The following is a 25,114-nucleotide window of genomic DNA, read 5'->3' as shown; positions in this document are numbered from 1 at the left end:
TCAGCCTCCCGCATTCTGGAGCACGCTGCAGGCACCGCACGCCGCGCAGCCTGCCTTCTGATCGGCCCCGCGCATCCCGGCGGCCCGCAGCGCCTTCGCCACTCGTGACGTGACGTCCTCGAGCAGGGCCGCGCTCGGGGCTTGTGCACCGTCCACATCGACTGCGAGGGTGCCCGCGAGTGGGCGGAACGGGACCACGAACGGGTACACGCCCATGCCGATCAACTCCTCGGCGCCGGCGACCAGCTCGTCCGGATCCTCACCGAGGCCGACCAGCAGATACGTCGACACCTGGTTGCTGCCGAACACCCGGACGGCTTCCTGCCACGCCGCCCGGTACTCGTCCAGCGGCACCGTCGACTTGCCCGGCATCCACCGCGAGCGCACCTCGTCATCCAGGGATTCGACGTGAATCCCGATCGACTCCGCCCCCGACGCGAAAAGTTCGGTGATGGACGACAAGTCTCCAGGCGGTTCGCACTGCACCTGGATCGTCAAGTCGGGCACGGCGGCCTTCACCGCCGCAACGCACCGCACCAGGTGCCGGGCGCCACGATCCTTGGCGGCCGACGTGCCCGTCGTCATGATCATCTGACTGACCCCGTCGAGCCGGACCGCCGCCTCCGCTACCTCGGCGAGCTGCTCCGGCCGCTTCACCGCGATCGTCGAACCTGCGGCCAGTGACGCCTCGATCGAGCAGAACCGGCACCGCTGATCCGCGTCGTATCGAATGCACGTCTGGACGACGGTCGTGGCCAACACGTTCGAGCCGTGCAGGCGTGCGATCTTCTCGTAGGAGACCCCTTCCGCGGTCTGCAGATCGTAGAACTTCGGCCGCCGAACGGGCTCGATATCGATCCCCAAGTCGGTGCCGTTCATCAACAGGCGGTTGCCGCTGACCTCGTACGGACTGTCCGATCGGACGGGGATGGCGCCCCCGAATCCGCCGATCAGCACGTGGCCGTCGTCGCTGGGGCCTGCTCCGGACCGCCGGCGCACCGGTGCGTCCAGGCCGCGGATCCCGCGGACCGCAAGGTCAGCTCGAGTGGACAGGCCAGTCATGTCGTTGCACCTCAGACCATGTAGGTGGAATTGATGATCGCGCCCTTGCGGGAGTAGTGGATGATCGCGTCCTGCACGTCGAGCGGATGCGCAGGGATCACCCCCTCGATGAGGTCCTCTTCCCGGCCGCCGTGCAGGGCGAGGCCGAAGCGGCACGCGAAGACCCGGCCGCCTTCCTGGATGAACGTCGCCAAGGCGTCGTTGATGTTCTGTTCGCCCGGGAATCCGTTGTCACCGGTCGTGGGGAACCCGCGAGTGGCGAGGCAGTTGATCGCGCCGGGGCCGTAGAAGTAGATGGCGGACTCGAAGCCCTTGCGAAGGGCGCGGGTGGCCTGGAGAACTGCCACGAAACTCACCGACGACTCATGGGCGATGCCGTGGACCAGGGTGAAGTAGCTTTCGCCGTTCTCGGCCTTGTAGTCTGGGAAGATCTTGGTAGAGCCGTAGATGTTGGTGCCCTTGGGCAGCGCCGGATGCGGGATCTCACCGAGTGACTTCTCGATGTTTTCCGCGATGGTCTTGTCGATATCGGACACGGGCTACTCCTCGGGCGTGTGGTGGTCTCGATCGGCGGAGCGGGAAATGTCGTTCGCTTGCCTGAAACCAGTACACGCACCGTCTATTTCGGTTTGGTTCCGCGGGGAATAACTCCACGTTTCCGAGCCCTCACCTCCGAGCGATCTGCGTAACATGTCCGAAGCAAAGCAAGGTCGTGATGCGATGAGACGTATGGTGCTGCAGCTGCCGGGGCCCGCCCCGGTGCTCGAAGCATTGGATGCGCAGGCGTGCAGCGGGGCCGCCTGAGTGCTCGTCTATCGCATCTCCCCGTACGTGTCCGCGGCGGCACCGGGGGAGCCGGGGTACCTGCCTGTACGAGCATCGACGGCAGCGCGGCGCTCTCCCGCTGGGAATCGTCGATGCTGGCTGGACCGCAGCACCTGCGGACCACGCGGCATCGGTGTCCGGTGTGGACCCTGTCGGGGGCGTTGTAGCTCGGCGGCATCGACGTCCAATTGATCGCCGAGAGCGGAGTATGGGCGGAGGGGGTGCTGGGTCACTCAGGGCAGCAGGCGGTCGATTTCGAAGGCCAGGCAGAGTTCGGCGACATCTCGTGGCCGCGACAGCGACTTACCGGTCCACTCCTCGATGCGGTGGAGTCGATGTCGAACGGTGTTCGGATGGCAGTAGATCGCCGCGGCGGTCTCGTTCGCCGAGCCGCCGGCATCGAGCCACGCCGCGAACGTGTCCACCAGAATTCGGCGCTCCTCGGGTGGTAGGTCATCGATCGGTCCGAGAACGGACTTCCCGATCCGTTTCATGATCTCGGGTGCGCTGACGGCGGCGTACGCCAGCGCAGACCCGTCGAAGACGGTGATCAAGGAGTCGCCGGACGGTCTCTCGCCGATGGCTATCCGGGCGAGTCGGAGTGCTTCGCTGGTCTCGCTGAGGTGGTCGAATTGCGGGCTGATGCCGACGCGCGAGGAGGCGACGGCGTCGAGGGTATCGATCAGCTCGCGGAGGATGTCGGGGCGACGGAGGAAGACGATACCGACCTGTAGGTCAGGCAGCAGTCGCCATGCCGAGCGGATGTCGCGGACGTCGAGTTTGCTTGCGATTTCCGGCAGGCCGAGTTTGCCGATGGCCGGAAGTTGGGCAGCCACGACAACGTACGGACCGGCCGTCGGCAACCGCAAGATGTCGGCTGTCTCCCACAGACTCTGTATGTCGGGGATCTGACGGAACAACAACGCTTCCACCAGTGCCGAACGCTCTTCCTCGCGGCTGAGGACCTGAATCGTTTGTTGGTGCCGGTACGCGTCGGTCATCGCCTGAGTGAACATGTCCTGGGCGATCAGGATCTGCGAGGTGGCGTTCAGGATGGCGTCGAGTGGCACTCCGCTACTCCTCGCCTCGGTCACCATCGACTCCCACATGAATCGAAAGCCGACCCGGTATGCCGCCATCACTGCCGGCAACGGGACCCCGGCCAGCGCCCGGGCTGTCCCCGTCGCTTCGGCTGCGGAGACGTCCATTTCGGTGTCTCCGGCCAGCGAGTGATAGACGAAGGTCATGTTCGCGGTGCAGCTGCGCTGGATCTCGTCGGTGGTCACGAGGGAGTTCGACCGGTAGTAGTCGATGTCGCGGCGGATGACTGCGGCCAGCGCGGTACCCAACTTGTCGGCGCGGGCGAGCATCGTGACGGCGAGTCCGACGATCGGTGGATTGGGCGGTCCCTCCATACCGACACGATAGGCCGATCAACGCCGGTTGTGAGCGCACACACCGGCGGCCCGTTGACGTTGTTCCCGCCGCCATCGACTCGGGCTGCGCCGGGGGTCACCCTTGAATCAGCGGCAAAACGCAAACAGTCACCGGAGGTCCTGTTGTCCAATTTGAGTCTGAATCTTGTTGCCTCAGCGCGAAAGTACCCCGATTCGGTGGCGCTTCGCTGCGACGATCTGGAATTTTCTTTCACCGAGTTCGACGCCGCGGCAGCGCGAGTCGCCACCTTCCTCGACCGCGAAGAAATCGGCCCCGGCGATAGGGTCGGGCTGATGCTGCCCAATACGCCGGCGTTCGCGCTGGCCTTCTACGGCATCCTGCGCAGCGGTGCCATCGCGGTGCCCATGAACCCGTTGCTGAAGTCCCGCGAGATCGAGTTCTCTCTTTCCAACACGGGTGCGGCGGCACTGTTCGCGACACCGGCTTTCGCCGCGGAGGCTACGGCGGGCGCCGTGGGAGCAGGAGCGAAGTGCTGGTTGGTGGACGTTGCCGATCTGGTGGGATTGACTGCGGATCTGCCCGAACAAGCGAATCCGGTCGACCGCGCCGACACAGATACCGCCGTCATCCTGCACACGTCGGGGACCACCGGCAAGCCGAAGGGGGCCGAGCTCACCCACGGCGGACTCAACCGCAACCAGGAAATTGCCGGCCGCACCCTGATCGAAGTGGGACCCGACGACGTGGTGATGGGGTGCCTGCCGCTCTTTCACGTCTTCGGGCTGACCTGCGGGTTGAACACGTCGGTGTCGGCGGGCGCGACGCTCACCCTGATCCCCAGATTCGACCCGCACAAAGCCATCGAGGTGATCGAACGCGACGCAGTCACGGTGTTCGAGGGCGTGCCGACGATGTACTCCGCACTGTTGGGTGAGGCGACGAATTTTCCTTCTACGGCGACGGAGACCCTCCGAGTCTGCGTATCCGGCGGCGCCTCCCTGCCGGTTCGGGTTCTCACCGATTTCGAGAAGATGTTCGGTGCCACGATTCTCGAGGGCTACGGGCTGTCCGAGACCTCCCCGGTAGCCTCCTTCAACCACCCGCACCGCGAGTGCAAGCCCGGATCGATCGGGACCCCGGTCGAGGGTGTCCAGATGCGGATCGTCGACTTGGTGGGCCACGAGGTCACGCAGGGCGAGCTCGGCGAGATCCAGATCCGGGGACACAATGTGATGAAGGGGTACTGGAACCAGCCCGAGGCGACGGCGTCGGCCCTCTCGGTCGATGGCTGGTTCTCGACCGGTGACGTCGGCAAGGTCGACGAAGACGGCTACTTCTACATCGTCGACCGCAAGAAGGACCTGATCATCCGCGGTGGTTTCAATGTCTACCCCCGGGAGATCGAGGAGGTGCTCTACGAGCATCCGGTGGTGGTCGAGGCTGCGGTCATCGGTCTTCCGCACGACTCACTCGGCGAGGAGATCGGCGCTGCGGTCGTCCTCGGGGACGGCGCACCGGTCGATCCCACCGAACTGCGCGAGTTCGTGAAGCAGCGAGTTGCTGCCTACAAGTACCCCCGCCACGTATGGATCGTCGACAGTCTCCCGAAGGGAGCGACAGGCAAGATTCTCCGCCGCGAGGTGTCCGTTCCGACAACCGAAAGCACCAAGTAGTCATGACGAACCCGATCAAGAACCCCGACGAGCTCGCCGCGCCGTTGGACCTGCTGCTGACCAACTCCACCCGAGGATTTATCGGCCGAATGCTCCCGAATGGCGCCTGGGCCCGCTTCGCGGTCAATCTCACCAAACGGCAGGGCACGCTCGCTCGCCGCGGCACCGCCCTGGCCCGCGAACTGGGCACGATCGCCGTCGGGACCTGCGAACGTGTCCCCGCAAAGGGCGACAAACGCTTCGTCGATCCGGCATGGCAGGGCAATCCCCTGCTCGAGCGAACCATGCAGGCGTACCTGGCGGCGGCGGAGACGGCCGACAAGCTGTTCGGCGATGCCCAGTTGGATTGGCGAGACGCGGAGAAGATGCGGTTCGTTCTCGACAACATCATCGAGGGGTTGGCGCCGACCAACAACCCGCTGATCAGCCCGGTCGGCTGGAAAGCGATGATCGACACCGGCGGACTGAGCGCCGTGCGCGGAGTGAAAGCCTTCGCCCGCGACATGCTGTCCCAGCCCAGGATCCCGGCGATGGTGGATCCCGACGCGTTCGCCGTCGGCGAGACCGTCGCCACCACCAAGGGGGCGGTGGTGTTGCAGACCCGGGCGTTCGAGCTGATCCACTACGCACCGCAGACACCGAAGGTGCGCTCGATCCCGCTGCTGATGATCCCGCCGGTGATCAACAAGTACTACATCATGGATATCGCTCCCGGTCGCAGCATGATCGAGTACTTCCTGCAGCAGGGCCAGCAGGTCTTCGCGATCTCGTGGCGCAATCCCCAAGCTCGGCATCGTGATTGGGACGTCAACACTTACGGTGCGGCGATCATCGAGGCACTCGACGCGGTGCAGAAGATCGCCGGGACCGACAGCGCGCACCTGCTGGCGACCTGCTCGGGCGGCATCCTCGCCGCCATGACCGCGGCCCACCTCACTGAGATCGGAGAGGGCGATCGGATCGCCGGACTCACGCTCGCCGTCACGGTGCTCGACCAGAGCAGGGCCGGCTTCGCCTCGGCCGCGATGAGCGAGCGCGCAGCGCAGGCCGCCATCCGAGCGTCGAGGTCCAAGGGATACCTCGACGGACGGGCGATGGCCGAGGTGTTCGCGTGGCTGCGACCGACCGACCTGGTGTGGCGGTACTGGGTGAACAACTACGTGCAGGGCCGCCCGCCTGCAGCCTTCGACGTGCTGTTCTGGAATGCCGACACCACCCGGATGGCGGCCGCGCTGCACCGGGACCTGGTGCTGATGGGGCTACGCAACGCGCTGACCACCCCCGGGGCGGTGAGCATGCTGGGAACCCCGGTCGACCTGTCGAAGGTCACCGCCGACTCGTACGTGATCGGCGGTGTCGCCGATCACATCTCACCCTGGCAGGCCTGCTACCGCAGTGCCCGCCTGCTCGGCAGCAAGGACAATCGGTTCGTCCTCTCGTCGAGCGGCCACATCGCGGCACTGGTCAACCCGCCGGGCAACCCCAGGGCCTCGTTCCGGATCGGCCAAGTCGATCAGGACACGGCCGAGGACTGGGTGCAGACGGCCGAGCAGTCCACCGACTCGTGGTGGCCGGACTACATCAGCTGGCTGACCGACCGCAGCGGCCCCGAAGTCGACGCACCGCACACCCTCGGCGGCGCGGGGTATGCACCCGTCGCCCCAGCACCCGGCACCTACGTGCACCAGAACTGACACCACGAGAAAGAAAACGATGACCACCCATATCGCCAACCCAGCGGACTTGCTCGACCTGACCGGACAGACCCTCGGAACCACCGCATGGTACGAACTGCGACAGGACCAGGTGAACCTCTTCGCCGACGCGACCGGCGACCACCAATGGATCCACACCGACCCCGAGCGCGCTGCGCTGGGACCGTTCAAGGGGACGATCGCGCACGGCTACCTGACGCTCTCGTTGGCCCCGCGCGTACTCGCCGATGTCCTGACCATCGACAACGTGCAGGCCGCGCTGAACTACGGGCTGAATAGGGTGCGGTTCCCCTCGCCGGTGCCGGTCGGTGCCAAACTCCGGGCAACGGTTGCCGTCACTTCGGCCCAGCACAAGCCCGCCGGCGTCGAGGTCGTGTTCGGACTGACCTACGAGGTCGACGGCAGCGAACGCCCGGCCTGCATCGCCGATGTCGTGGTGCTGTACCGATGAGCGCGGCCATCGAGGCCGAGAGATACGTCGCGACCGCCGGTCAGCGGATCCGGGTCAGCATCCGGCCCGGATCCGCCAGCGCCCGACGTGTGCCGCTGGTGTTGTGCAACGGCATCGGGGCCAGCTACGAGGTGCTCGATCCGTTGGTGGCTCAGCTTGATCCAGAAATCACCGTGGTTCGATTCGACGTGCCGGGCACCGGCGGATCCCCCGCGTCCATTGCTCCCTACGGGTTTGCCTACCTGGCATGGGTGCTGGGTCGGGTGCTGACCGAACTCGGCCTCGGCGTCGTCGACGTGCTCGGGTTGTCCTGGGGTGGGGCGCTGGCACAGCAGTTCGCCGTCCAGAATCCGCGCCGGTGCCGGCGGCTGGTGTTGGCCGCGACCGGCACCGGCGCAGTGATGGTTCCGGGCAGTCCGCGGGTGCTGGCCAAGATGCTGACACCGCGCAGGTTCCGCGACCCGGACTACGCTGCCTCGATCGCCGGCGACCTGTACGGCGGCACCGCGCGCCGGCAGGGCGGCGACGTCGCCGGGCTCTTCCTGCAGCAGCTGCACGCCGGTTCGAAGATCGGTTACGTCCATCAACTGCTCGCCGGAGCGGTGTGGACGAGCCTGCCCCTGCTGCCCGCGATCAGGCAGCAGACCCTCCTCGTCGCGGGTACCGACGACCCGATCGTGCCCGTGGTCAACGCCCGCATCATGAATCAGCTGTTGCCACACGCAACCCTCCATCTGCACTCCGGCGGACACATCGACCTGGTCACCAATGCCACCGAACTCGCGCCGGTGATCACCACCTTCCTTCACGATCCAGGAGCTAGCCCATGAGCCCGAATACGAACACCGACACATCGGACTTCTATGCATTCGAACGGATGCTCTCCGACTCCGAGCGCGCAATGCTGCACTCCGTGCGCGATTTCATGACCACCGAGGTCGACCCGATCATCAACACACATTGGAATGCCGGGACCTTCCCGTTCGAGATCGTGCCCGGACTCCGGAAACTCGGCATCGCCGGTGTGCCATACCAGGGCTACGGCTGTGCCGGTCGGAGCTACCTGCTCGACGGGATGGTTGCGATGGAGCTGGCCCGGACGGATTCGTCGATAGCCACCTTCAACGGCGTGCACGGCGGCCTGGCCATGGGATCGATCTACCTGTGCGGTTCGGTTGAACAACGCGAACGCTTCCTCCCCTCGATGGCGCAGTACGAGAAGATCGGATCCTTCGGGCTGACCGAACCCGACGTCGGCTCCGGTGCGTCAGGCGGGCTCACCACGACTGCCGAACGCGACGGTGACACCTGGACCCTGAACGGGCAGAAGAAATGGATCGGCAACGCGACGTTCGGTGATCTCACGGTAATCTGGGCGAAGGATGTCGCCGACGGTCAGGTGAAAGGGTTTGTCGTCGAGAACTCCTCGCCCGGATTCACGGCGGACAAGCAGGAGCACAAGATCGCCCTGCGGATCGTGCAGAACGCGCTCATCACGCTCGACAACGTGCGGGTACCGGAGCACAACCGCCTGCAAGGCGCGAACACGTTCAAGGACACCGCCGAGGTCCTACGAGTGACGCGCGCGGGCGTGGCCTGGATGGCCGTCGGATGTGCGCGCGGAGCATACGAAAATGCGCTGAAATACGCCTGCGCCCGTGAACAGTTCGGCCGGCCGATCGGCGGCTTCCAGCTCGTCCAGGACCTGTTGGTGCGGATGCTCGGAAACATCACCTCATCCTTGGCCCTGTGCGCCCGGTTGTCCCAGTTGCAGGACCAGGGGGATGCCGAGGACCGGCACTCCTCGCTCGCCAAGGCGTTCTGTACGGTCCGCATGCGAGAAACCGTCGGCTGGGCGCGGGAGTTGATGGGCGGCAACGGAATACTCCTGGATCACAACGTAGGCCGATTCGTCGCCGACGCAGAAGCGATCTACTCGTACGAGGGAACCAGGGAAATGAATACCCTGATCGTCGGACGGTCGTTGACCGGACGAAGCGCCTTCGTGTGACGACGCGCTGGCGCCGAGGCGACGCCGCCCTCGCGTCGGGCGAGGCCCCTGTCGACAGGCCCTTGTCCGTGAGTTCTCGCCGGCTGTCTGCCATGCGTTGCGCGGTTGGGCGCGCCGCTCGGCCGAGGTGAGGCCGCCCCAAATGTCGTAGGACCCTGTCACTGCGATTGCATGGTCGCGGCACTGTTACTGGACGTGGCAGCGGGAGCAGAATGTTCGGGCCGCACGTTCTCGGCGCATCTTGTCCCCGTGTGATCCTCGTTCGGAGTCGAAGAACAGGTCAATGTCTGTGAATCGGCATCGAGTGCCGAGCCACCAGTCCCCGGCGTGGATGGCCACCCCCCCCCGTCGTACCTGCATGGGCAGTGAGGGTGCGTCAGCGGTCGGCAGTGTCGTCCTCAGCGGTCGGGTCTGTGGTGGTGGGATGAATCCTCGGCTACGTGTGTTCGGCGTCCTCGCAGGGCGAACTTTTGGCTCGCCGAGGCGACTGGCACCGAGGTTGCCCGCCCGTACGACGGTGCCTTCGTATGGGCGGGCCATCCCCGACACGCACCAATTGCGGTGCGTCCTTGGGGTGCAGCACTGGTCCCTCATAAGGGGGCGCATGTTGCCTGTCTGCGCGGGGTGTGCTGCCTGCGTAACTGCGAGTGAAGTTGTGGGTCGGAAGCTTTGTCCGGCGGCCTCCTTGCTGTGTTCGGCGTATCGGTTGGCCACAATTGTGGGCTTGGCCTGCGCGCTTTTGCATGGGTCGTTTGGCGTACGTGGGTACCTGTCTTTCTTCGGATCGACGTTTCTGGTATCGCGCGGGCCGCTGACTGGATCGTCAGATACCGGGGTGTTGTTCCCGGTCGGTTATCCGTAGTTCGCGTTTGAGAATTTTGCCTGCCCCGGACATCGGCAGCGTGTCTACGAAGTCGATGCTTCGCGGCGCCGGTGTGATCGCAGGGTTCAAGGGACAGACCGAGATCCTCAACGTCAACAGCAAGGACTTGCCCTCGGTGGAGGCCACCATCACCGCGACACTGCAGCAGGATCCCTCGATCGATCACGTCGTCGCGCTCGGCGCCCCCGTCGCCCTGCTCGAGCATCAATTGCCCGAACTGTGGTGCCACCGGGCAACGCCGACCGGGCCGTGCTGACGGATGTGAGTCTCCAGCGATTCCTGTCGGTGGTAGGGGTGTGGTGACCGGCCATGCCGCGCTTCGAGGGCGACCTGGCCTGGTACTGGTCGAAACCTGAATTGAAGGCGACGACCGGGGTGCCTGCGTCGACGGCGGCTCGGACGGCCGGTGCCATCGCGTCCGGCTTCGCTAGGGTGACGGCAATGCCGTCGACCCGGCTGTCGATGGCGCTCTGGACGAGGTTGGCCTGGTTCGGTGACTCGGGGTCCGAAGAGTAGCGCAGTTCGATGTTGTCCTTGGCTGCTGCGGTTTCGGCGCCCTTGCGGATGAGGTCCCAGAAGGTGTCACCCGGAGCCTCGTGCGTGATCATCGCAATGGTGGCGTGGGAGTGTCCGCGGTGCCCGACGCCATGCCACCACCAGCGGACTCTGATTTGCCGCCGGTGCTCGAGCATCCCGCGAGGAGCACGGCCGTGGCGATGCCCAATGCCAGGGTGGTCACCCGGCGAGTGATTTGCCTGTGAGCGGGACGGACCGCCGTCGTGTGTATCCATGTGGGTGGCCTTTCGAAAGCCGCAACCATGCAGGCATGGAGAAGCAGCGAGGGAGGGTGACGGGGGGTGAAACGGCGAGGGGTGTGGATGAAAGCCCCGCCGGGCCGGACGTGGGAAGTCGGTTCCTGGCCCGGCGGGGAGAATGTGACCTACCTCAGGGGCAGGCCGGCGGTGCGGTACGTGGAGTCGATGAGCTCCATCGTGGTGACCGCGTCGTCGGCGCCGATCGGGAACGCGGTCCCGTCGGCGAGGTGCTGAGCGACAACGTCGAGCTGGTAGGTGTACGTCGACTGGGTCCCGAGGTGTTCGACGGTGGTCCCGGCGTCGGTGGTGATGGTGATCCGGTCGTCGCCGTATTGGAGCATGTAGTCGTGCGCGAGTGCCTGACCTCGGTCGCCGACCAGCCGTAGCGTCATCTCGAACCGGTCCCAGTTCATCGAGTTTATGCTCGAACCCGTTGCGCCATTGGGGAATATGAGGTCGATGTCCATGGATTCGTCGACTCCTGCGGTGCGCTCGACGGCGCGGGCCGCAACGACAGTGGGTTCGCCGCCGGCGAACCGGCCCAACTGCCGGTGCACGTGCAGCCCGTAGCAGCCGAGATCCATTACCGCACCGCCCGCGAGGTCGAAGCTCCACCGCGGATCGTCCGGCTTGGGTTCGGGCATCCGCATGACCACTTCGACCCGCTGCAGGACTCCGAGGGTGCCGTCCTCGAGTAGGGTGAACATCCGCCCGATGATCGGGTGGAACAGGTAGTGGAACCCTTCCATGATCGGCACATTCCGCTCGCGTGCGGCGTTCCGCACCAGCTCGGCTTGGGCGGCGTTGCGGGCGAACGGTTTCTCGGTCAGGACCGCCATGCCCGCCGCGATCGCCTTCAGGTTCCACTCGGCGTGGAACGCATTGGCGAGGGGGTTGTAGATCACGTCGACCTCGGGGTCGGCGATCAGGTCCGCGTACGAGTCGAGGACCCGTTCGACCCCGTGGGTCTGCGCGAAGGCCTCGGCGCGGCCGCGGTCGCGGGCGGCGACCGCGACCAGCCGGTGCCCCAGGATCTGGGCGGGCTTCACGATCGCCAGCTCCGCTATCCGTGAGGCGCCGAGGACGCCGATGCGCAGCTGGGTCACAGTTGCAGACTCCGCAGGAACGCGGCGCTGGTCTTGACGTCCGCGACGGGGCCCTCGCCCTCGGGCTCGCCGGCGAGGATGGTGTCCTGCTCGAGGGTGAACCAGCCGTCGAAGCCGGACTCCACGAGATGACGGACCACACCTTCGATGTCGACGTCGCCGGTGCCGAGCGGGGTGTACATGCCCTGCGCGACGGCGTCGGTGTAGCTGAGCTCACCCGCCTGCACACGGGCGGCGAACTCGGCGTCGACGTCCTTCAGGTGGGTGTGCGTGATCCGGTCCGCGGCCGCGTGGGCCAGCTCGAGGGGGTCGGTGCCGCCGATGAGCAGGTGACCGGTGTCCAGGCACAGCGGGATCGAGGAGCCGTCGAGGACCCGCTGGACCTCGGCATTCTTCTCGATCATGGTGCCCACGTGCGGGTGCAGTACGGCGCGGATGCCTTGGTCGGCTGCGACTCGGTGGAGGCGGTCGAGGTTGCCGAGCAACGTCTTCCACCCGGCGTCGTCGAGGTCGGGGCGTGAGTCGTAGCCGTCGGCGCCGGTGATGGCGGCGAGGACGAGGACCTCGGCGCCGGCGGCTGTGAACGCGGCCAGGGTGCCGGTGATGTCGGGGACCGGGTCGTGGCCGGAGTCGTGCAGCAGGACCGGGGTGAACCCGCCGACGGCCTTCAGATCGTAGGAGGCGAGGGTGTCGGCCAGTTGCTGTGGGTCGGCGGGCAGGAAGCCCTCGGGGCCGATCTCGGCGGCCTCGAGACCGGCGTCGCGCATCTCCGACAGCACGCGCTCGGGGCCGAGCTGGTGACCCCAGCCGGGAACTTCACAGACACCCCACGAAATAGGTGCTCCTGCAATACGAATCATCGTCGAACCTCACTCATTTGTACGGGTCGGTGTTGGGAGAGGGAAAGAGTGGCCGCCTCGGCGATCCAGGCCACCTCGAGGGCGTCGGCGGCGGTGCACGGCGAGGGTGCGGACCCGGCGATCACCTCGAGGAACGCGCCGAGTTCGGCGCGGTAGGCGGCGTTGAAACGGTCCATGAAGAACCGGTGTGGCGGGCCGTCGGGGAACGCGATGCCGGATTCGAGGTTGCGGACCGGCGCGCTGGCGTCCCAGCCGGCGACGACGCTGTCCTGGGAGCCGTGGACCTCGAGCCGGCAGTCGTAGCCGCGGGCGTTGTAACGGGTGTTCGACACGACGCCGAGGGTCCCGTTCTCGAAGGTCAACGTCGTGGTGGCGGTATCGACGTCGCCGCAGTCGGCGAAGATCGCATCACCCTGGTTGGTGCCGGCGGCATATACCTCGACGACTTCCTGGCCCACCACCCAGCGGACGATGTCGAAGTCGTGGACGCTGCAATCGCGGAAGATCCCGCCCGAGGCCGCCACGTACTCCGCCGGTGGCGGTGCCGGGTCGAGGGTGGTCGAGCGGACCGTGTGCAGCCAGCCGAGTTCCCCGCCGACGACGGCGTTGCGTGCCGCGACGAAGGCGGGATCGAACCGCCGGTTGTAACCGATCTGTACCGGCACCGTCGACGTCTTCAGCCGCTCGACGACCTGGTAGCTCTCGTCGGCGGTGAACGCTACGGGCTTCTCACAGAACACCGGGATCCCGGCATCGACGGCGGCCCGGATCAGGGGCGCATGCGCCGGGGTCGCGGCAGCGATCACCACTCCGTCCACTCCGGAGGCGAAGACGGCGGCGGCGTCATCGACCGCTTTGGCGCCGAACTTCGCGGCGACGGTCGCGGTGACGTCGGGGCGCTCGTCGGTGACGACGAGGCCGTCCACCCCCGGCAGCTGCGCGAGGGTACCAGTGTGGAATGCGCCGATCCGGCCGAGGCCGATCACGCCGATCGTCGATCCCATCAGTCCTGTCCTCCGATGACGGTCTGGTCCCAGTCGATCACCGAGCCGGTGACGACACCGCTGCGCTCCGAGAGCAGAAACACCACCATGTCGGCGATCTCGTCGACCTGCCCGAGCTTGCCCATCGGCACCTTCGCGGCGGCTTCGGCGGCCCAGTTGTCATCGGCACCGTGGAAGCGTTGCTGGATCGCGGTCTCACCCTCGGTCTCGGTCCACCCGATGTTCAGGCCGTTGATCCGGATCCGGTCGAAGCGATGCGCGTAGGCCGCGTTGCGGGTCAGCCCCGCGAGCCCGGCCTTCGCCGCCACGTACGGGGCCAGGTAGGACTGCCCGCCGTGCTCGGCGATGGAGATGATGTTGACGATCGTCCCCGGTGCCTTACGTTCGACCATGTCTGCCACGGCGGCTTGCATGGTGAAGAACGGTGCGCGCAGGTTGACCGCCATGTGCTGGTCGAACAACTCGGGTGTCGTGTCGAGGAGGGTGCCGCGGGTGGTCAGACCCGCCGCGTTGCACAGTGCGTCGATCCGGCCGAACTCCTCGATGGTCCGGGTCACCGAATCACGGGCCTCGGTCGGGTCGGAGATGTCGGCCTGGACGAAGCGAACCTGCGCTCCCGTCGCTTCGAGTTCGGCGGCGAGGGCTTTGCCGGCTTCGGCGCGGCGACCGGTGAAGACCACCTGGGCCCCTTCGCGGGCCGCTGCCCGCACGACGCCGGCGCCGACGCCCTGCGTCCCTCCACTGATCAGAACGACTTTCCCGTTCAACAGGGTGGCCACTGTATTCCTTTCGATCTTGCGGCCCTCCGGCATTGGTGCCGTGGGTCGGTTCGGCAGACGGAACCATCGCTCGTTGTCGGTGACCGGTGTGTCGTGATTCGGAGCCGTGGCCTTGTGCCCTTGCTAGTCTTGCTGTGACACACGCCTCAATCAAGACTGTTTTCACATCATTTTCACCTCAGGTGAGGCTGTGGTTCGGATCGCCGCGAGTCGGGTCGGCGGGCGTCTCCTGGAAAGAACTACGCCGAATATGGCGGATCGCCGGTCGGCCACCGTCGAGGTGGCCGAACCGGCGATCAGGTGCTGACTCGGAAGTTAATGTTTGCCGGGGGTTTCCGCAGTCTGGTCGGCGATCTCGAAGCAGTGCAGGACGCCGTCGCGAGCCCGGGTCAGGGCGTCGACGATGGGCAGTGTCCGGAAGTCCTGCGACATGTGCTCGACACCCCACGCCCCGTCGAAGCCGATTCGGCGGATTGCGTTGATGAACTTCGGGACGTTGAATTCGCCTTCTCCACACGGAACTCGGTTGTCGAAGGTGTCCTCGAGGTCGGTTCCTCGCACGGTGGACCAGCCGTCGTCGAGTTCGACACCTTCACCCCTGCCTCGGCACCGGCGGAAGCGAGGGCGTCGAACTGTTCGCAGAGCATGTCGCGGGAGACCGGGACGCCGTCGTCGTCCGCGCCGACTTTGATGTTGTCGACCCCGAGGACGGGGGCGGCCTCGAACAGGTCCCGGCAGACCTGGTCGGAGACCGCGCGGGCTTCGCCGGTGGTCCACCAGTTGGTGATCCATTCCAGCTGCACATGGGTGATGCCGTTGTGGGCCAGCATCTTCGCGACCTCACCGAGCCCCACCGTCTCCCGGGCGGCGACCAGGTCGGGGCGGGTCAATCCGAACCCGGTGTAGCCGGTCTGCGCGACCGCCTCGATCCGTTCCCGGATCGGGACCGGACTCAGGTCCGAGCCTCGTGCGGGCATCACGTCGCCGGCGGACGTCCAACAGGCGGCCAGAAATTCCGGTGTCGGTGTGGTTGTCATCTCTACTCTCTCGACGTCGTGGGTGTGTATTCAGTGTGCTCGACCTTGGAGGTGGCACCGTCGTTGTTCATCGAATGGATCAGGGCGGCAGCTACTTCGGTGGCCCCCGCAACCAGTCGCGGGCGGACACGAGCGGAGACGGCACCTTCGCGGTGAGGGCGTCGATCCAGGCCTGCAACTGGCGCCGGTAGGCGTCGGCGAACAGGGGCCGCCAGTCCTCCGGATACGACGAGGCGGATCGCAGCGACGAATCGACCGACAGAACGTGCGGCGCAGCCAAGCTGATCGCGCCGGTTTCGGGCGTTGACGAACACATCGACCACCGTCAGCACACCGTCGGCGGTCCGCAGCATCAGTACCTGCGGGTCGTGACGTGAGGTGTCCAGCGAGGTGGGCTTCGGCGCATGCCAGCTGACCTCCACGATCGGCGACCCGAGAAGCCAACTGGTGACGTCGATTTCGTGGATGGCGGAGTTGGTGATCGTGTCGGCCGAGGTCCCGCCCGGATAGGCCGAGACATTGCGGTGGGAGCTGCGCACCAACAACGGAGTGCCGATGGTCCCGGATCTCACCTCGTCGGCCAAGGCCACGTAGGGGTGGTGGAAGCGCCGCATGAATCCCACGGACACCAGCGGAACGGCAAGACCGAGCGCATCTTCTGTCGCGACCAGGTCTCGGCAATGGTCGACCGTCGGGGCCAGCGGTTTTTCACACAGCACCGGCTTGCGATGAACGAGGCACAGCTTCACCTGCTCGGCATGGGCGGAATCGTGGGAGGCGATCACCACGGCGTCGATGTCCGGGGCGGTGATCAACTCTTCCGCGGTCGCGACGGCGCGCGCCGACACCTCCTGCGCGACCGAGTCCGCACGGACAGCGTCGTAATCGGTCACCACCGTCACCTGCGCACCCGACCCCGACCGAGCGAGGGTTCGGGCGTGATCGGCGCCCATCACTCCGACACCGATCACCCCCACCCGAATGCTCACGACTGTGCCACCGCGGCCGGTTCGCGTCCGTCGAGGACCGCAACTGCGCCCTCGACCGCCGCGCGGATGGTCAACGCCATCGCCCGATCGGTGAAACCCATCAGGTGCGGGCTGAGGACGGTGTTCGCGTGATCGAACACCGGATGATATTGCGGTGGTTCGGGATCGAAGACATCCAGTCCCAGACCGGCCAGCTGCCCGAACTGCAACGCCGCGTGTGCGGCGTCCAGGTCGATCAGCGCGCCCCGGCTGCAGTTGACCAGAATGGACCCCGGCCGCATCCCGGCCAGCCGGGACTTGTCGATCAGATGATGGTTCTCGGCAGTCAGCGGCGCATGCAGGGTGACGAAGTCGCTGGTTTGCAGCAGTTCATCCACGCCGGCACACCGGTACGCCTCGGGGATCTCGGCGAACGGGTCGTAGACCCGCACGGTCAGATCGAACGCTTCGGCGATCTGCGCGACCTTGCGGCCGATCCGCCCGAAGCCCACGATGCCGAGCGTGGCGCCCTCGAGATCGCCGACGGTCACACCGCCGCGTTCGGCCCAGCGCCCGCCCCGCACCAGACCGGTCAGCGTCGGTAGCCGCTTCACCAGTGACAACAGATGCGCGAAGACGCCTTCGGCCACCGAGACTGTGTTACTGCCCGGGGTGATCACCACCGGGATTCCGCGTCGCTGTGCTTCGGCGACGTCGACGAGGTCGGTGCCGACACCGGTACGGGCGAGGACCTTCAGCGCCGGCATGCGGTCGAGTATAACGGCGTCGACGGTGAACGCCGCCCGCACGATCGCCGCCTCGGCGACCGCCAACTGCTCCGCGGTCGGGTCGAGGACGAGTTCCTGGTGCGTATCCAGATACGGGTCGACGAGCTCCCGGTCGAGGGGCCCAAGAGCGACGAACAGCTGCGTCGAGGTGGTCGTAGTCATCGGAGTCCTTGCAGGTGTCGAAAGGTGCGGGGTGGGAAAGGATCAGGCCGTGCGAGAGGCGGTGGTGCCGGCGACGTCGTCGAGCTTCTGCCACTGCCCGGTCGAGGCGGACACCTCGGCAGCGGTGACGATCGCCGCGGCGGAGACGGCGTCGTGGACGTTCGAGTTCTCCTGCGGCCCACCGGAGACCGCGAGGAGGAACTTCTTGGCCTCGATGGTCTTGAGGTCGTCGAAGCCGAGGGCGTTGCCCGGTCCGGGCTGGAACCGCGAGTAGTCACCGTGCTTCGGGCTGGCGTTGACCGTCGTGTACCCCTGTTCGGCGTTCGTGCGGCCCAGGCACAACTTCAGCTCGTTCATCCGCTCGAAGTCCCACTTCAGCGAGCCCTCGGTGCCGTAGACCTCGATCTGATAGCCGCACTCGGGGCCGACGATCACGCGGGACGCCTCGATGGTGCCCACGGCACCCGATCCCGGGCCCTGGGCACCGAACCGCACCAGTGCGGCGGCGTAGTCCTCGTTCTCCACCGGCCCCATGTCCCCGTTTTCGATGACCGCGAAGTGGGTGCCCGAGCCCATCTCCAGCTTCGGGCGTTCGGTGTAGACAGTGCTGGTGAGGGCGTTGATCTCGGCGATCGGGCCGACCACGTACTGGCACAGGTCGCTGGCGTGGCTGAACAGGTCGGCGAGCACCCCGGAGCCGGCGAGTTCGCGGTCGAACCGCCACGACAGTGCGCCGTTCGGCTCGTTGGCGTAGCCGGAGAAGAAGGAGGCCCGCACGTTGGTGATCCGGCCGAGCGTGCCGTCGGCGATCAGCTTCCGTGCGTGCTCGACGGCGGGGGCGTGCCGGTAGTTGTAGCCGATGGAGGTGATCACCCCGGCGTCGGTGGCGGCGGTCTCGATCGCGGCGGTCTCGGTGTGGCTGCGTCCGACGGGCTTTTCGATCCAGAAGTGCTTGCCCGCCTTCGCAGCGGCGATGCCGATCTCGGCGTGCAGGAAGTTGGGTGCGCAGATGGACACGACGTCGACGTCCGGGTGCGCGAGGACCTCCCGGTAATCGGTGGTGCCCTCGGCGAAACCGAGGACGTTCTCGGCGAACTCGACTCGGCTTTCGGCGGTGTCGGCGGCGATCACCAGCTTCGGGGTGATGCCGAGCTCGGGGTAGACGATGGGGACGTCGCGGTAGGCGCGGGTGTGAAGTTGTCCCATCCAGCCGACGCTGATCAATCCGACTCCGACGGTGCGGGGTGTGCTCACGGTTGTACCTCTTTCAGTCTCTGCCCTTGCGGGCTAGGTGGTCTGTTCGGGACGGGCGGTAGCGAACGCCTCGGTCAATGCGGTCGCGAGCATTGTGGAGTCGGAGCCGATGGCCAAAAACCGGAAGCCGAGTTCGACGTAACCGGCGGCCAGGGCAGCGTTGGCAGCGAGGATGCCGGCCGCTTTCCCGTGCTGGTGGGCAGCCTCGAGCACCCGGGCGAGTGCTGCGGTGAAGACCGGGCTGTCGAATTGCGACGGCACACCGAGCGCGAAGGACAAATCGAGTGGGCCGATGAAGAGCACGTCGACGCCCTCCTGGGCGGCGATCTCGTCGACCGCATCGAGCGCGGCCAGGGTTTCGATCTGAATCACGCCGAGTGCGGCCTGTTCGTCGGCGAGCAGGGGGGAGCGGTCCATGCCCCACCGGCAGGAGCGGTTGTAGGTCGCCACTCCGCGGTCCCCGTTCGGCGGATACGACAGATGCCGGACGGAATCGGCGACCTGGTCGGGTTTGTCCAGGCGCGGGACCATGACTCCGGCAGCACCCTGGTCCAGGGCCCGGCCGATGCGGATGCGCTCACCGGATTCGATCCGCACGACGGTCGGCACCCCGTAGCTGCCGGCGGCGAGGATGCCGTCGCGCAGGGCGCCCTCCGAGCCGGAGCCGTGTTCGAGATCGATGAGGATCCAATCGGCGCCGGCCGCGGCGCAGACCTCCGCTGCGGTCGAGGACGCCATACCGACGAAGGTGCCTACGGTGGTCTCGCCGTTGGCCAGGCGCTGACGCAAGGACCCTGAATCAAGGGGACTGTTGTTGTTCATCCGACTTCCTGTGTCGAGGGGAGTGGTGCTCATCCGAACCACCGCTGCCGTCCCACGGCGCCCTCGTAGTCGGCGCGCAGGGTCTGGACCCATTCCTGGTTGGAGACTTCGGCGGGTGCGACGTCCCACCACACGTCGCCGCCCGGCAGGTCCACGTGCGGCACCGTCGGTACGACGATGACGACCGGTCCGGACACCTCACGGGTCTCGTTCAGGGCCTGCCGCACCTCGGCGGTGGTGCCGGCGCGGATCGCGGTGGCGCCGAGTCCTTCGGCGATCTGCCGCAGATCGACCTTCAGGTAGTCGCCCTCGAGGCGAGCCTTCCGGTCGGTGTCGGAGATGATCTCGCCGTCGGTGCGGTAGCGGAACTCGTTGCCGAATTCGCGTCCGTTGCGGTTCATCTGCAGCCGGTGGATCACCTGGTAGCCGTGGTTCTCGGAAACCACGATGGTGACGTCGAGGCTCTCCTGGGCGGCGGTGACCAGCTCGGTCGGCGCCATCAGGTAGGTGCCGTCGCCGATGAAGGTGACGATGCGCTGCCCCCGGTTGCCCTCGGCGAGGCGCACACCCATCGCGGCCGGGAGCTCGTAGCCCATGCACGAGAACCCGAACTCGAGGTGGCAGTTCCGGTTTCCGGTGGCGTCCCACACCTTCTGCAGGTCTCCGGGCGGGCCTCCGGCGGCGGCGATGATGGTGTCACCACTGCGGGCGTGCTCCTGCAGCAGGCCGATCAGCTGCGGCTGGGTGAGCACGGCACCGGTGGCCGGGGCGTGCGGGTGCTCGGCCGGGTCGAACGCGATGTCGGGGTCGAGGGCGCGTGCCCGGATCGGTGCCCAGTCCGCCTTCGCCGACCGCACCGTGTCCTGCCAGGACGCGCTCGTCGTGTGCCCTTCCAATGCCGATGCCAGAGCCTCGAGGCCGAGGCGGGCGTCGGCGAGGATGCCGGTGGCACCCTGTTTGCGGGTGTCGGCGTCGACAACGTTGAGGGAGGCGAAGCGCACGTTGTCGTTCTCGAAGATCGACTGCGATCCGGTGACGAAGTCGGTCAGCCGGGTCCCGACGCTGAGCACGAGGTCGGCCTGCTTGACGAGAATGTTGGAGGCGAAGTTGCCCTCGAGGCCGACGCCGCCGACCTGCCACCATTCGTCGCGGCTGACCGCGCCCTTGCCGCCGAACGACTCGACCACCGGGATACCGGTCTGCTCGGCGAGGCGTTCGAGTGCCGCGGTGGCATCCGAGTAGTGCACGCCGCCACCGGCGATGATCACCGGCCGCTGCGCCTCCCGGATCTGAGAGGCGACCTCGTCGACCTCGGTGGGGTCGGGGAGCGGACGGCGGATCTTCCAGTCGCGGGGTTCGAAGAACTCGACCGGAAAGTCGAAGGCGTGCGACTGGATGTCCTGCGGCAGTGACAGTACGACCGCGCCGGTGTCGGTCGGGCTGGTGAGCACGCGCATGGCCTGGGGCAACGCGGTGAGCAGCTGCTCGGGACGGGTGATGCGGTCGAAGAACTTCGCGACCGGACGGAAGGTGTCGTTGACCGTGAGGTCGGCTTCACTGGCGTGCTCGAGTTGCTGGAGCACCGGCCCCTGGTGCCGGGTGGCATAGGTGTCGCCAGGCAGCAGCAGCAACGGCAGCCGGTTGATGGTGGCGAGCCCGGCGGCGGTGACGAGGTTCAGCGCGCCCGGACCGATGGAGGCGGTGACCGCGAGGGTGGCGCGGCGCCGACTGGCCTTGGCGTAGGCGGTCGCGATGTGCGCCAGGTACTGCTCGTGCCGGCCCTGGATGAACGGGAGGTCGTCGGACAGCTGGTCGAGGGCCTGCCCGAGGCCGGCGACGTTGCCGTGGCCGAAGATGCCGAGTGCGGCGGGGATCAGGCGGCGGCGTTCGCCGTCGGCAACGGAGTACTGTGCGGCCAGGTACTTCACGACAGCCTGGGCGGTGGTCAGCCGGACGGTCTTGTGCGAGTTCAAGGGTGTCATGTCGTCGTTTTCTGTGAGTGCCACGAAAGTGTGTGAGCAGGAGGCGGTTACCAGGGTCGGCCGTGGAGGATGACGGTCTTTTCCTCGGTCATCTCCTCGACCGCGGATCGGACGCCTTCCTTGCCGATGCCGCTGCCCTTGAGGCCGCCGTAGGGCATGAGGTCGGCGCGCCAGAGCGGGGTCCAGTTGATGTGGATGTTGCCGGCGTCGATCTGGCGCATCGCCCGGGTCGTCGCCGAGATGTCCGAGGTGAACAGTCCGGCGCCGAGTCCGTAGTCGTTGTCGTTGGCCAATGCGATCGCGGACTCGATGTCGGGTGCGGAGGAGACGGCGACGGCGGGGCCGAACAACTCGTCGCGGCTGAACGGGGAGGCCGGGTCGACGCCGGCAACGACGGTGGGGGTCACGACGGCGCCGTTCCGGTCACCGCCGGTGAGGACCTTCGCCCCGGCGAGGGCGGCGTCGGCGATCGCCGAATGTACGCGCGTGGCTTCGGTTTCCGAGATCAGCGAGCCGAGCTTGGTGTCGGCGTTCGCGGGATCGCCGACGAGGATGTCCTCCACCTTGGGGACCAGGGCGTCGAGGAAGTCCGCCTCCACACGTTCGTCGACGATCACGCGTTGCACACTGATGCAGACCTGACCGGAGTTGATGTAGCCACCGGCGGCGACCGCGGAGGCGGCGAGCTCGATGTCCGCGTCGGGAAGAACGATGACCGGGCAGGACGCTCCCAGCTCCAGGGACAGCTTCTTGATGCCGGCGATCGAGGCCAGCCGGGTCCCGGTCCGGGTCGAGCCGGTGAAGGACACCTTGCGCACCCGAGGGTCGGTCACCAGCACGTCACCGAGCACCGAGCCGGGTCCGGTCAGTGCCGACAGAGCCTCCGGGGCGAGGCCGGCATCGACGAAGCATTCCGCCAGCTTCAAAGCGGTCAGCGGCGTGGTGCGGGCAGGCTTGAGCACCACCGCGTTGCCCGCGGCCAGTGCGGGAGCGATCTTGTGCAGCACCAACAATCCGGGGTAGTTGAACGGGGTGATCGCCACGACGATGCCGCACGGTTGGCGCAGCGTGAATCCGACCTTCTCGAGCCCGGTCCCGGGGTTCGCGTCGAGCGGCAACGACGAGCCGTAGAGCTGGCTGCCCTCGAAGGCTGCCAACCGGATGATGCTGCCCGACCGGCCGGCCTCGCCGCGTGCCTCGGTGATCGGCTTCCCGGTCTCCGCGCTGATCGTCTGGGCGATGTCCTCGGCGCGCTGATCTGCCAGGTCGGCGGCGCGCATCAAGATCGCTACGCGCTCATGCGCGGGGGTGGCGCGCTGGACTCGTGCGCCGACCTCGGCCCGATCGAGGGCCGCCGCGGCATCGGCAGCTGTGGCGACCGGGACCGCGTCCACGGGGTGACCGTCGAACGGTGACCGGATGGTCTCCGTGCGACCGTCGGCGGCACCGCGCCACTCACCAGCAAGCAACATATCCATGTCAGGCTCCATATCGGGACTCGTTCGCCGCCCGCCGCGTCAGCGGCAAGACGGCACGGCAGAAGAACTCGTTCGAAAAGCTGTGGCGCCGAGATGAGTACACGTCTCGCAGTGGGCGACGTCTGTGCTCGAATCAGGGCGAGGAACTCATACCCCGGGACGGGGACGTCCGGGACGGGAATTGGTGCGGAAGACCTATGCGGCGCTTCCGTTACTGGTCGCCGCGACGGCTGGCGAACCACGCTGAGACGTGGATTGTTTCGACAACCCTGCGGGTCGGAGTTCGACCGCGCCCCGTCGGTGGGGGACTACTCATGCTCATGCAGTCAGTCTTGCTGTGACTCGCGCCTCAATCAAGGCGAAAATGCCATCAAATTCACCTCATGGCAAACTCTCGAGATGCTTTCGCAGTCCGCCGGAGTCGTCGGGAAATCGTGCTCGGCCGCGCCGGACCCAATATCAGGTAGGGGTAATGACTCGGCCGACCTTCAGATGGCAGTGGCGTTGTCGATGAACAACGAGTCGACTTCGGTGATCTCGTCGATCCGGTCGATGAATCCGCCCAGGGAGACGACGCCGGGCCGTCGTGACATCGTTTGCCGGTTCGGCGACATCGACATCAGATTCGGGATGGGCAGGGATCATTAGTGGCGGAGGCGTAGAAGCCCCTGTTGCGCAATGCCGCGAAGTGCGAGTGCGGGATCTTCCCGGGCCCCGGCGGATCTGATCGAGGGCGCCGGGAGGGCGTGTCCAGTCGATGTGGTCGAAGCGCCGGCGGCCGAGGCGACGTTCCGGCTCCGGTGTCGTTTGCTGGGCCGGCCCCGGGGACCGCCTATCCGCGCCGATGGCGCCGCCGCGACCGGTGATGTGCCGTCGTGGGGGCGCCGACGGTGTGGCTATGTGATTCGCGTTTTCGAGATTCCGCCGGTTTCGGCAACCCGCCGTGTGTGCGGCTCCGGCGGTGGGTAGACATCCAGGAGTTGCTGAACCGTCTGATTGTCGCTCTCCGCCCCCATCGGGATCAGCTCCCACAGCTTGCGGACGAATTCTGTTCGTGTCATTCCGTATTTCACGAATATGTCTTCACTCGAAGCCCCGCCGTATGGCGCCCATGTTCGCGCAAAGGTGATGAAGTCGTCGGCATCCGTTGGTGTGCCGTGAGGACGACTCCTTGCCTTTCGGTGCTCTTCCTTTCGGCGACGGTAGCGTTGTACGTCGGATTCGATGGCAGCTGCATTGTTCGGTGATGTCGCCCGGCTGTGCCGCGAGGTTCGGAGACTTCGGTTGATCGCGCTTCTGTGGTCACCAGGCTGTTCAGGCATGGCGACCGGCCGGCGACCGCCGGCGAGTGCGCGTTTCTGGTACTCAGCACCCATTGCGTCATCTCTCGGTCAAGGCCGCGAACGAAAGTTGCGGCGTTCAGCAGATGAACATCGCCCAAACGAGTCCCAGATACGAGCTGGGTCGAAGTGTTGGAGGAATCCTCGAACCCGCTGCTTCGCATGGTGCATCGCGAGGTCGGCGTTGCTGTGCCTGTGGACCAGAGAGTTGCCACAGCTATCCCATGATTCGTCAATCATCTAAATGAGTTCAGTTCATATGGCTGATAGTATGTGACATCAAACACGTCCGCAAGAGCGGTTGCCGCAGCGTGCCCGTGGCCATGAAAGCCGTGGTCAGGACTGCCGCCGTCGACCTCGTCGAATGCAGGACACTGCGCAGCGCGCAATTTCCGTGATTGTCCGCGGCGACGCAGGGCGGTCCAGGCTGCGCATCTTCTGGTGCGTGGTAGCGAAAGTTCCACGGGTGCAATGTGGCTCGCATGTTGAACGCATCGGCGTCCGAAATGTCTGCCGCACGGTGGCGCACCGCACCCCTATGTCACGTCGGCTATGTCATTGTCGGCGTCACTGCAACCGAGAATCATCTGCGCGGGTTCCGCTGCGAGCGACCCGGTTCCGCACTTTCCCGGAGGGCTCCGGCGAAATGCTCGCCATGGCGATGCCGAATGACGCTTCGTCGCGATCGTATCGGGCGCATG

20 protein-coding genes and 2 pseudogenes are annotated in these 25,114 nt (G+C 66.5%); 6 read left to right on the top strand and 16 right to left on the bottom strand.

The genetic code is table 11. The features are described 5' to 3' along the window. From RJ1_RS30860 to RJ1_RS30850, 3 genes are all read right to left on the bottom strand, one after another. A complete protein-coding gene (locus tag RJ1_RS30860) occupies positions 1–1,062 on the bottom strand; it encodes an MSMEG_0568 family radical SAM protein (RefSeq protein ID WP_073366308.1) in 1,062 nt (353 codons plus the stop codon). 11 nt (positions 1,063–1,073) lie between these two features. Continuing rightward, positions 1,074–1,598 (bottom strand): MSMEG_0572/Sll0783 family nitrogen starvation response protein, encoded by a 525-nt coding sequence (locus tag RJ1_RS30855; protein WP_073366307.1) that lies wholly within the window; start codon positions 1,596–1,598, stop codon positions 1,074–1,076. A 522-nt stretch (positions 1,599–2,120) separates the two neighbouring features. Continuing rightward, positions 2,121–3,302, bottom strand: coding sequence for a PucR family transcriptional regulator (locus tag RJ1_RS30850; RefSeq protein ID WP_073366306.1), 1,182 nt, complete (start codon positions 3,300–3,302; stop codon positions 2,121–2,123). Positions 3,303–3,446: 144 nt separating this feature from the next. Here RJ1_RS30850 and RJ1_RS30845 point away from each other — a divergent pair, with 144 nt between their 5' ends. The 6 genes and pseudogenes from RJ1_RS30845 to RJ1_RS30820 all read left to right on the top strand — a co-directional run. Further along, entirely contained in the window at positions 3,447–4,958 is a 1,512-nt protein-coding gene (locus tag RJ1_RS30845) for a long-chain-fatty-acid--CoA ligase (RefSeq protein ID WP_073366305.1), read from the top strand. A 2-nt stretch (positions 4,959–4,960) separates the two neighbouring features. Next, complete coding sequence (locus RJ1_RS30840) at positions 4,961–6,652, top strand: PHA/PHB synthase family protein (RefSeq protein ID WP_073366304.1); 1,692 nt, start codon at positions 4,961–4,963, stop codon at positions 6,650–6,652. A 19-nt stretch (positions 6,653–6,671) separates the two neighbouring features. After that, positions 6,672–7,124, top strand: coding sequence for a MaoC family dehydratase (locus tag RJ1_RS30835; protein ID WP_073366303.1), 453 nt, complete (start codon positions 6,672–6,674; stop codon positions 7,122–7,124). Continuing rightward, entirely contained in the window at positions 7,121–7,954 is an 834-nt protein-coding gene (gene phaZ / locus RJ1_RS30830) for a poly(3-hydroxyalkanoate) depolymerase (protein WP_073366302.1), read from the top strand. Before RJ1_RS30835 ends, phaZ begins: the two co-directional genes overlap by 4 nt. Next, entirely contained in the window at positions 7,951–9,135 is a 1,185-nt protein-coding gene (locus tag RJ1_RS30825) for an acyl-CoA dehydrogenase family protein (protein ID WP_073366301.1), read from the top strand. The genes phaZ and RJ1_RS30825 overlap by 4 nt, the downstream gene beginning before the upstream one ends. A 923-nt stretch (positions 9,136–10,058) precedes the next feature. Next, positions 10,059–10,214, top strand: a pseudogene (locus RJ1_RS30820) (sugar ABC transporter substrate-binding protein); the annotation flags it as partial. 139 nt (positions 10,215–10,353) lie between these two features. Here the strand turns inward: RJ1_RS30820 and RJ1_RS30815 are convergent. From RJ1_RS30815 to RJ1_RS46145, 13 genes and pseudogenes are all read right to left on the bottom strand, one after another. Further along, positions 10,354–10,838: pseudogene (locus RJ1_RS30815) on the bottom strand (substrate-binding domain-containing protein); the annotation flags it as partial. Between the two features lie 120 nt (positions 10,839–10,958). Further along, positions 10,959–11,939, bottom strand: coding sequence for a Gfo/Idh/MocA family protein (locus RJ1_RS30810; RefSeq protein WP_073366300.1), 981 nt, complete (start codon positions 11,937–11,939; stop codon positions 10,959–10,961). Continuing rightward, complete coding sequence (locus RJ1_RS30805) at positions 11,936–12,799, bottom strand: sugar phosphate isomerase/epimerase family protein (protein ID WP_073366299.1); 864 nt, start codon at positions 12,797–12,799, stop codon at positions 11,936–11,938. The genes RJ1_RS30810 and RJ1_RS30805 overlap by 4 nt, the downstream gene beginning before the upstream one ends. Further along, positions 12,796–13,803, bottom strand: a complete 1,008-nt coding sequence (locus tag RJ1_RS30800) for a Gfo/Idh/MocA family protein (protein ID WP_073366298.1) — start codon at positions 13,801–13,803, stop codon at positions 12,796–12,798. The genes RJ1_RS30805 and RJ1_RS30800 overlap by 4 nt, the downstream gene beginning before the upstream one ends. Next, positions 13,803–14,582 carry an SDR family oxidoreductase gene (locus RJ1_RS30795; RefSeq protein WP_205415429.1) on the bottom strand — a complete coding sequence of 260 codons (780 nt, stop codon included), beginning with the start codon at positions 14,580–14,582 and terminating at the stop codon, positions 13,803–13,805. Before RJ1_RS30795 ends, RJ1_RS30800 begins: the two co-directional genes overlap by 1 nt. Before the next feature lie 389 nt (positions 14,583–14,971). Next, entirely contained in the window at positions 14,972–15,619 is a 648-nt protein-coding gene (locus RJ1_RS30790) for a sugar phosphate isomerase/epimerase family protein (protein WP_240320075.1), read from the bottom strand. Positions 15,620–15,621: 2 nt separating this feature from the next. Continuing rightward, a complete protein-coding gene (locus RJ1_RS30785) occupies positions 15,622–16,608 on the bottom strand; it encodes a Gfo/Idh/MocA family protein (RefSeq protein WP_417716681.1) in 987 nt (328 codons plus the stop codon). Next, positions 16,605–17,537, bottom strand: a complete 933-nt coding sequence (locus RJ1_RS30780; RefSeq protein ID WP_073366296.1) for an NAD(P)-dependent oxidoreductase — start codon at positions 17,535–17,537, stop codon at positions 16,605–16,607. Before RJ1_RS30780 ends, RJ1_RS30785 begins: the two co-directional genes overlap by 4 nt. Before the next feature lie 42 nt (positions 17,538–17,579). Continuing rightward, positions 17,580–18,791 (bottom strand): Gfo/Idh/MocA family protein, encoded by a 1,212-nt coding sequence (locus tag RJ1_RS30775; protein ID WP_073366295.1) that lies wholly within the window; start codon positions 18,789–18,791, stop codon positions 17,580–17,582. 33 nt (positions 18,792–18,824) lie between these two features. Next, entirely contained in the window at positions 18,825–19,613 is a 789-nt protein-coding gene (locus RJ1_RS30770; protein ID WP_073366294.1) for an HpcH/HpaI aldolase family protein, read from the bottom strand. Between the two features lie 29 nt (positions 19,614–19,642). Further along, complete coding sequence (gene iolD / locus RJ1_RS30765; protein WP_073366293.1) at positions 19,643–21,595, bottom strand: 3D-(3,5/4)-trihydroxycyclohexane-1,2-dione acylhydrolase (decyclizing); 1,953 nt, start codon at positions 21,593–21,595, stop codon at positions 19,643–19,645. A 47-nt stretch (positions 21,596–21,642) separates the two neighbouring features. Beyond that, positions 21,643–23,073 (bottom strand): aldehyde dehydrogenase family protein, encoded by a 1,431-nt coding sequence (locus tag RJ1_RS30760; RefSeq protein WP_073366292.1) that lies wholly within the window; start codon positions 23,071–23,073, stop codon positions 21,643–21,645. A gap of 896 nt (positions 23,074–23,969) precedes the next feature. Then, the gene (locus tag RJ1_RS46145) at positions 23,970–24,449 is read right to left on the bottom strand and encodes a hypothetical protein (RefSeq protein ID WP_143049019.1); all 480 of its coding nucleotides are present in this window, start codon (positions 24,447–24,449) and stop codon (positions 23,970–23,972) included. Positions 24,450–25,114: the final 665 nt, after the last annotated feature.

The organism is Rhodococcus jostii NBRC 16295, assembly GCF_001894825.1.
Classification (GTDB): domain Bacteria; phylum Actinomycetota; class Actinomycetes; order Mycobacteriales; family Mycobacteriaceae; genus Rhodococcus_F; species Rhodococcus_F jostii.
Note: the sequence above shows the minus strand (reverse complement) of the source record. Positions and strands in the feature narration are given on the sequence as shown.

What these genes read in the sequence shown, in the direction of transcription:
- RJ1_RS30800 (WP_073366298.1), bottom strand. Translation starts at nt 13,803, where the DNA reads ATGGGATCGACGATCGGCGTGATCGGCCTCGGCCGGATCGGCGCATTC.
- RJ1_RS30790 (WP_240320075.1), bottom strand. Translation starts at nt 15,619, where the DNA reads ATGACAACCACACCGACACCGGAATTTCTGGCCGCCTGTTGGACGTCC.
- RJ1_RS30780 (WP_073366296.1), bottom strand. Translation starts at nt 17,537, where the DNA reads ATGACTACGACCACCTCGACGCAGCTGTTCGTCGCTCTTGGGCCCCTC.
- RJ1_RS30825 (WP_073366301.1), top strand. Translation starts at nt 7,951, where the DNA reads ATGAGCCCGAATACGAACACCGACACATCGGACTTCTATGCATTCGAA.
- iolD (WP_073366293.1), bottom strand. Translation starts at nt 21,595, where the DNA reads ATGACACCCTTGAACTCGCACAAGACCGTCCGGCTGACCACCGCCCAG.
- RJ1_RS30805 (WP_073366299.1), bottom strand. Translation starts at nt 12,799, where the DNA reads ATGATTCGTATTGCAGGAGCACCTATTTCGTGGGGTGTCTGTGAAGTT.
- RJ1_RS30835 (WP_073366303.1), top strand. Translation starts at nt 6,672, where the DNA reads ATGACCACCCATATCGCCAACCCAGCGGACTTGCTCGACCTGACCGGA.
- RJ1_RS30770 (WP_073366294.1), bottom strand. Translation starts at nt 19,613, where the DNA reads ATGAACAACAACAGTCCCCTTGATTCAGGGTCCTTGCGTCAGCGCCTG.
- RJ1_RS30850 (WP_073366306.1), bottom strand. Translation starts at nt 3,302, where the DNA reads ATGGAGGGACCGCCCAATCCACCGATCGTCGGACTCGCCGTCACGATG.
- RJ1_RS30840 (WP_073366304.1), top strand. Translation starts at nt 4,961, where the DNA reads ATGACGAACCCGATCAAGAACCCCGACGAGCTCGCCGCGCCGTTGGAC.
- RJ1_RS46145 (WP_143049019.1), bottom strand. Translation starts at nt 24,449, where the DNA reads ATGGGTGCTGAGTACCAGAAACGCGCACTCGCCGGCGGTCGCCGGCCG.
- RJ1_RS30860 (WP_073366308.1), bottom strand. Translation starts at nt 1,062, where the DNA reads ATGACTGGCCTGTCCACTCGAGCTGACCTTGCGGTCCGCGGGATCCGC.
- phaZ (WP_073366302.1), top strand. Translation starts at nt 7,121, where the DNA reads ATGAGCGCGGCCATCGAGGCCGAGAGATACGTCGCGACCGCCGGTCAG.
- RJ1_RS30760 (WP_073366292.1), bottom strand. Translation starts at nt 23,073, where the DNA reads ATGGATATGTTGCTTGCTGGTGAGTGGCGCGGTGCCGCCGACGGTCGC.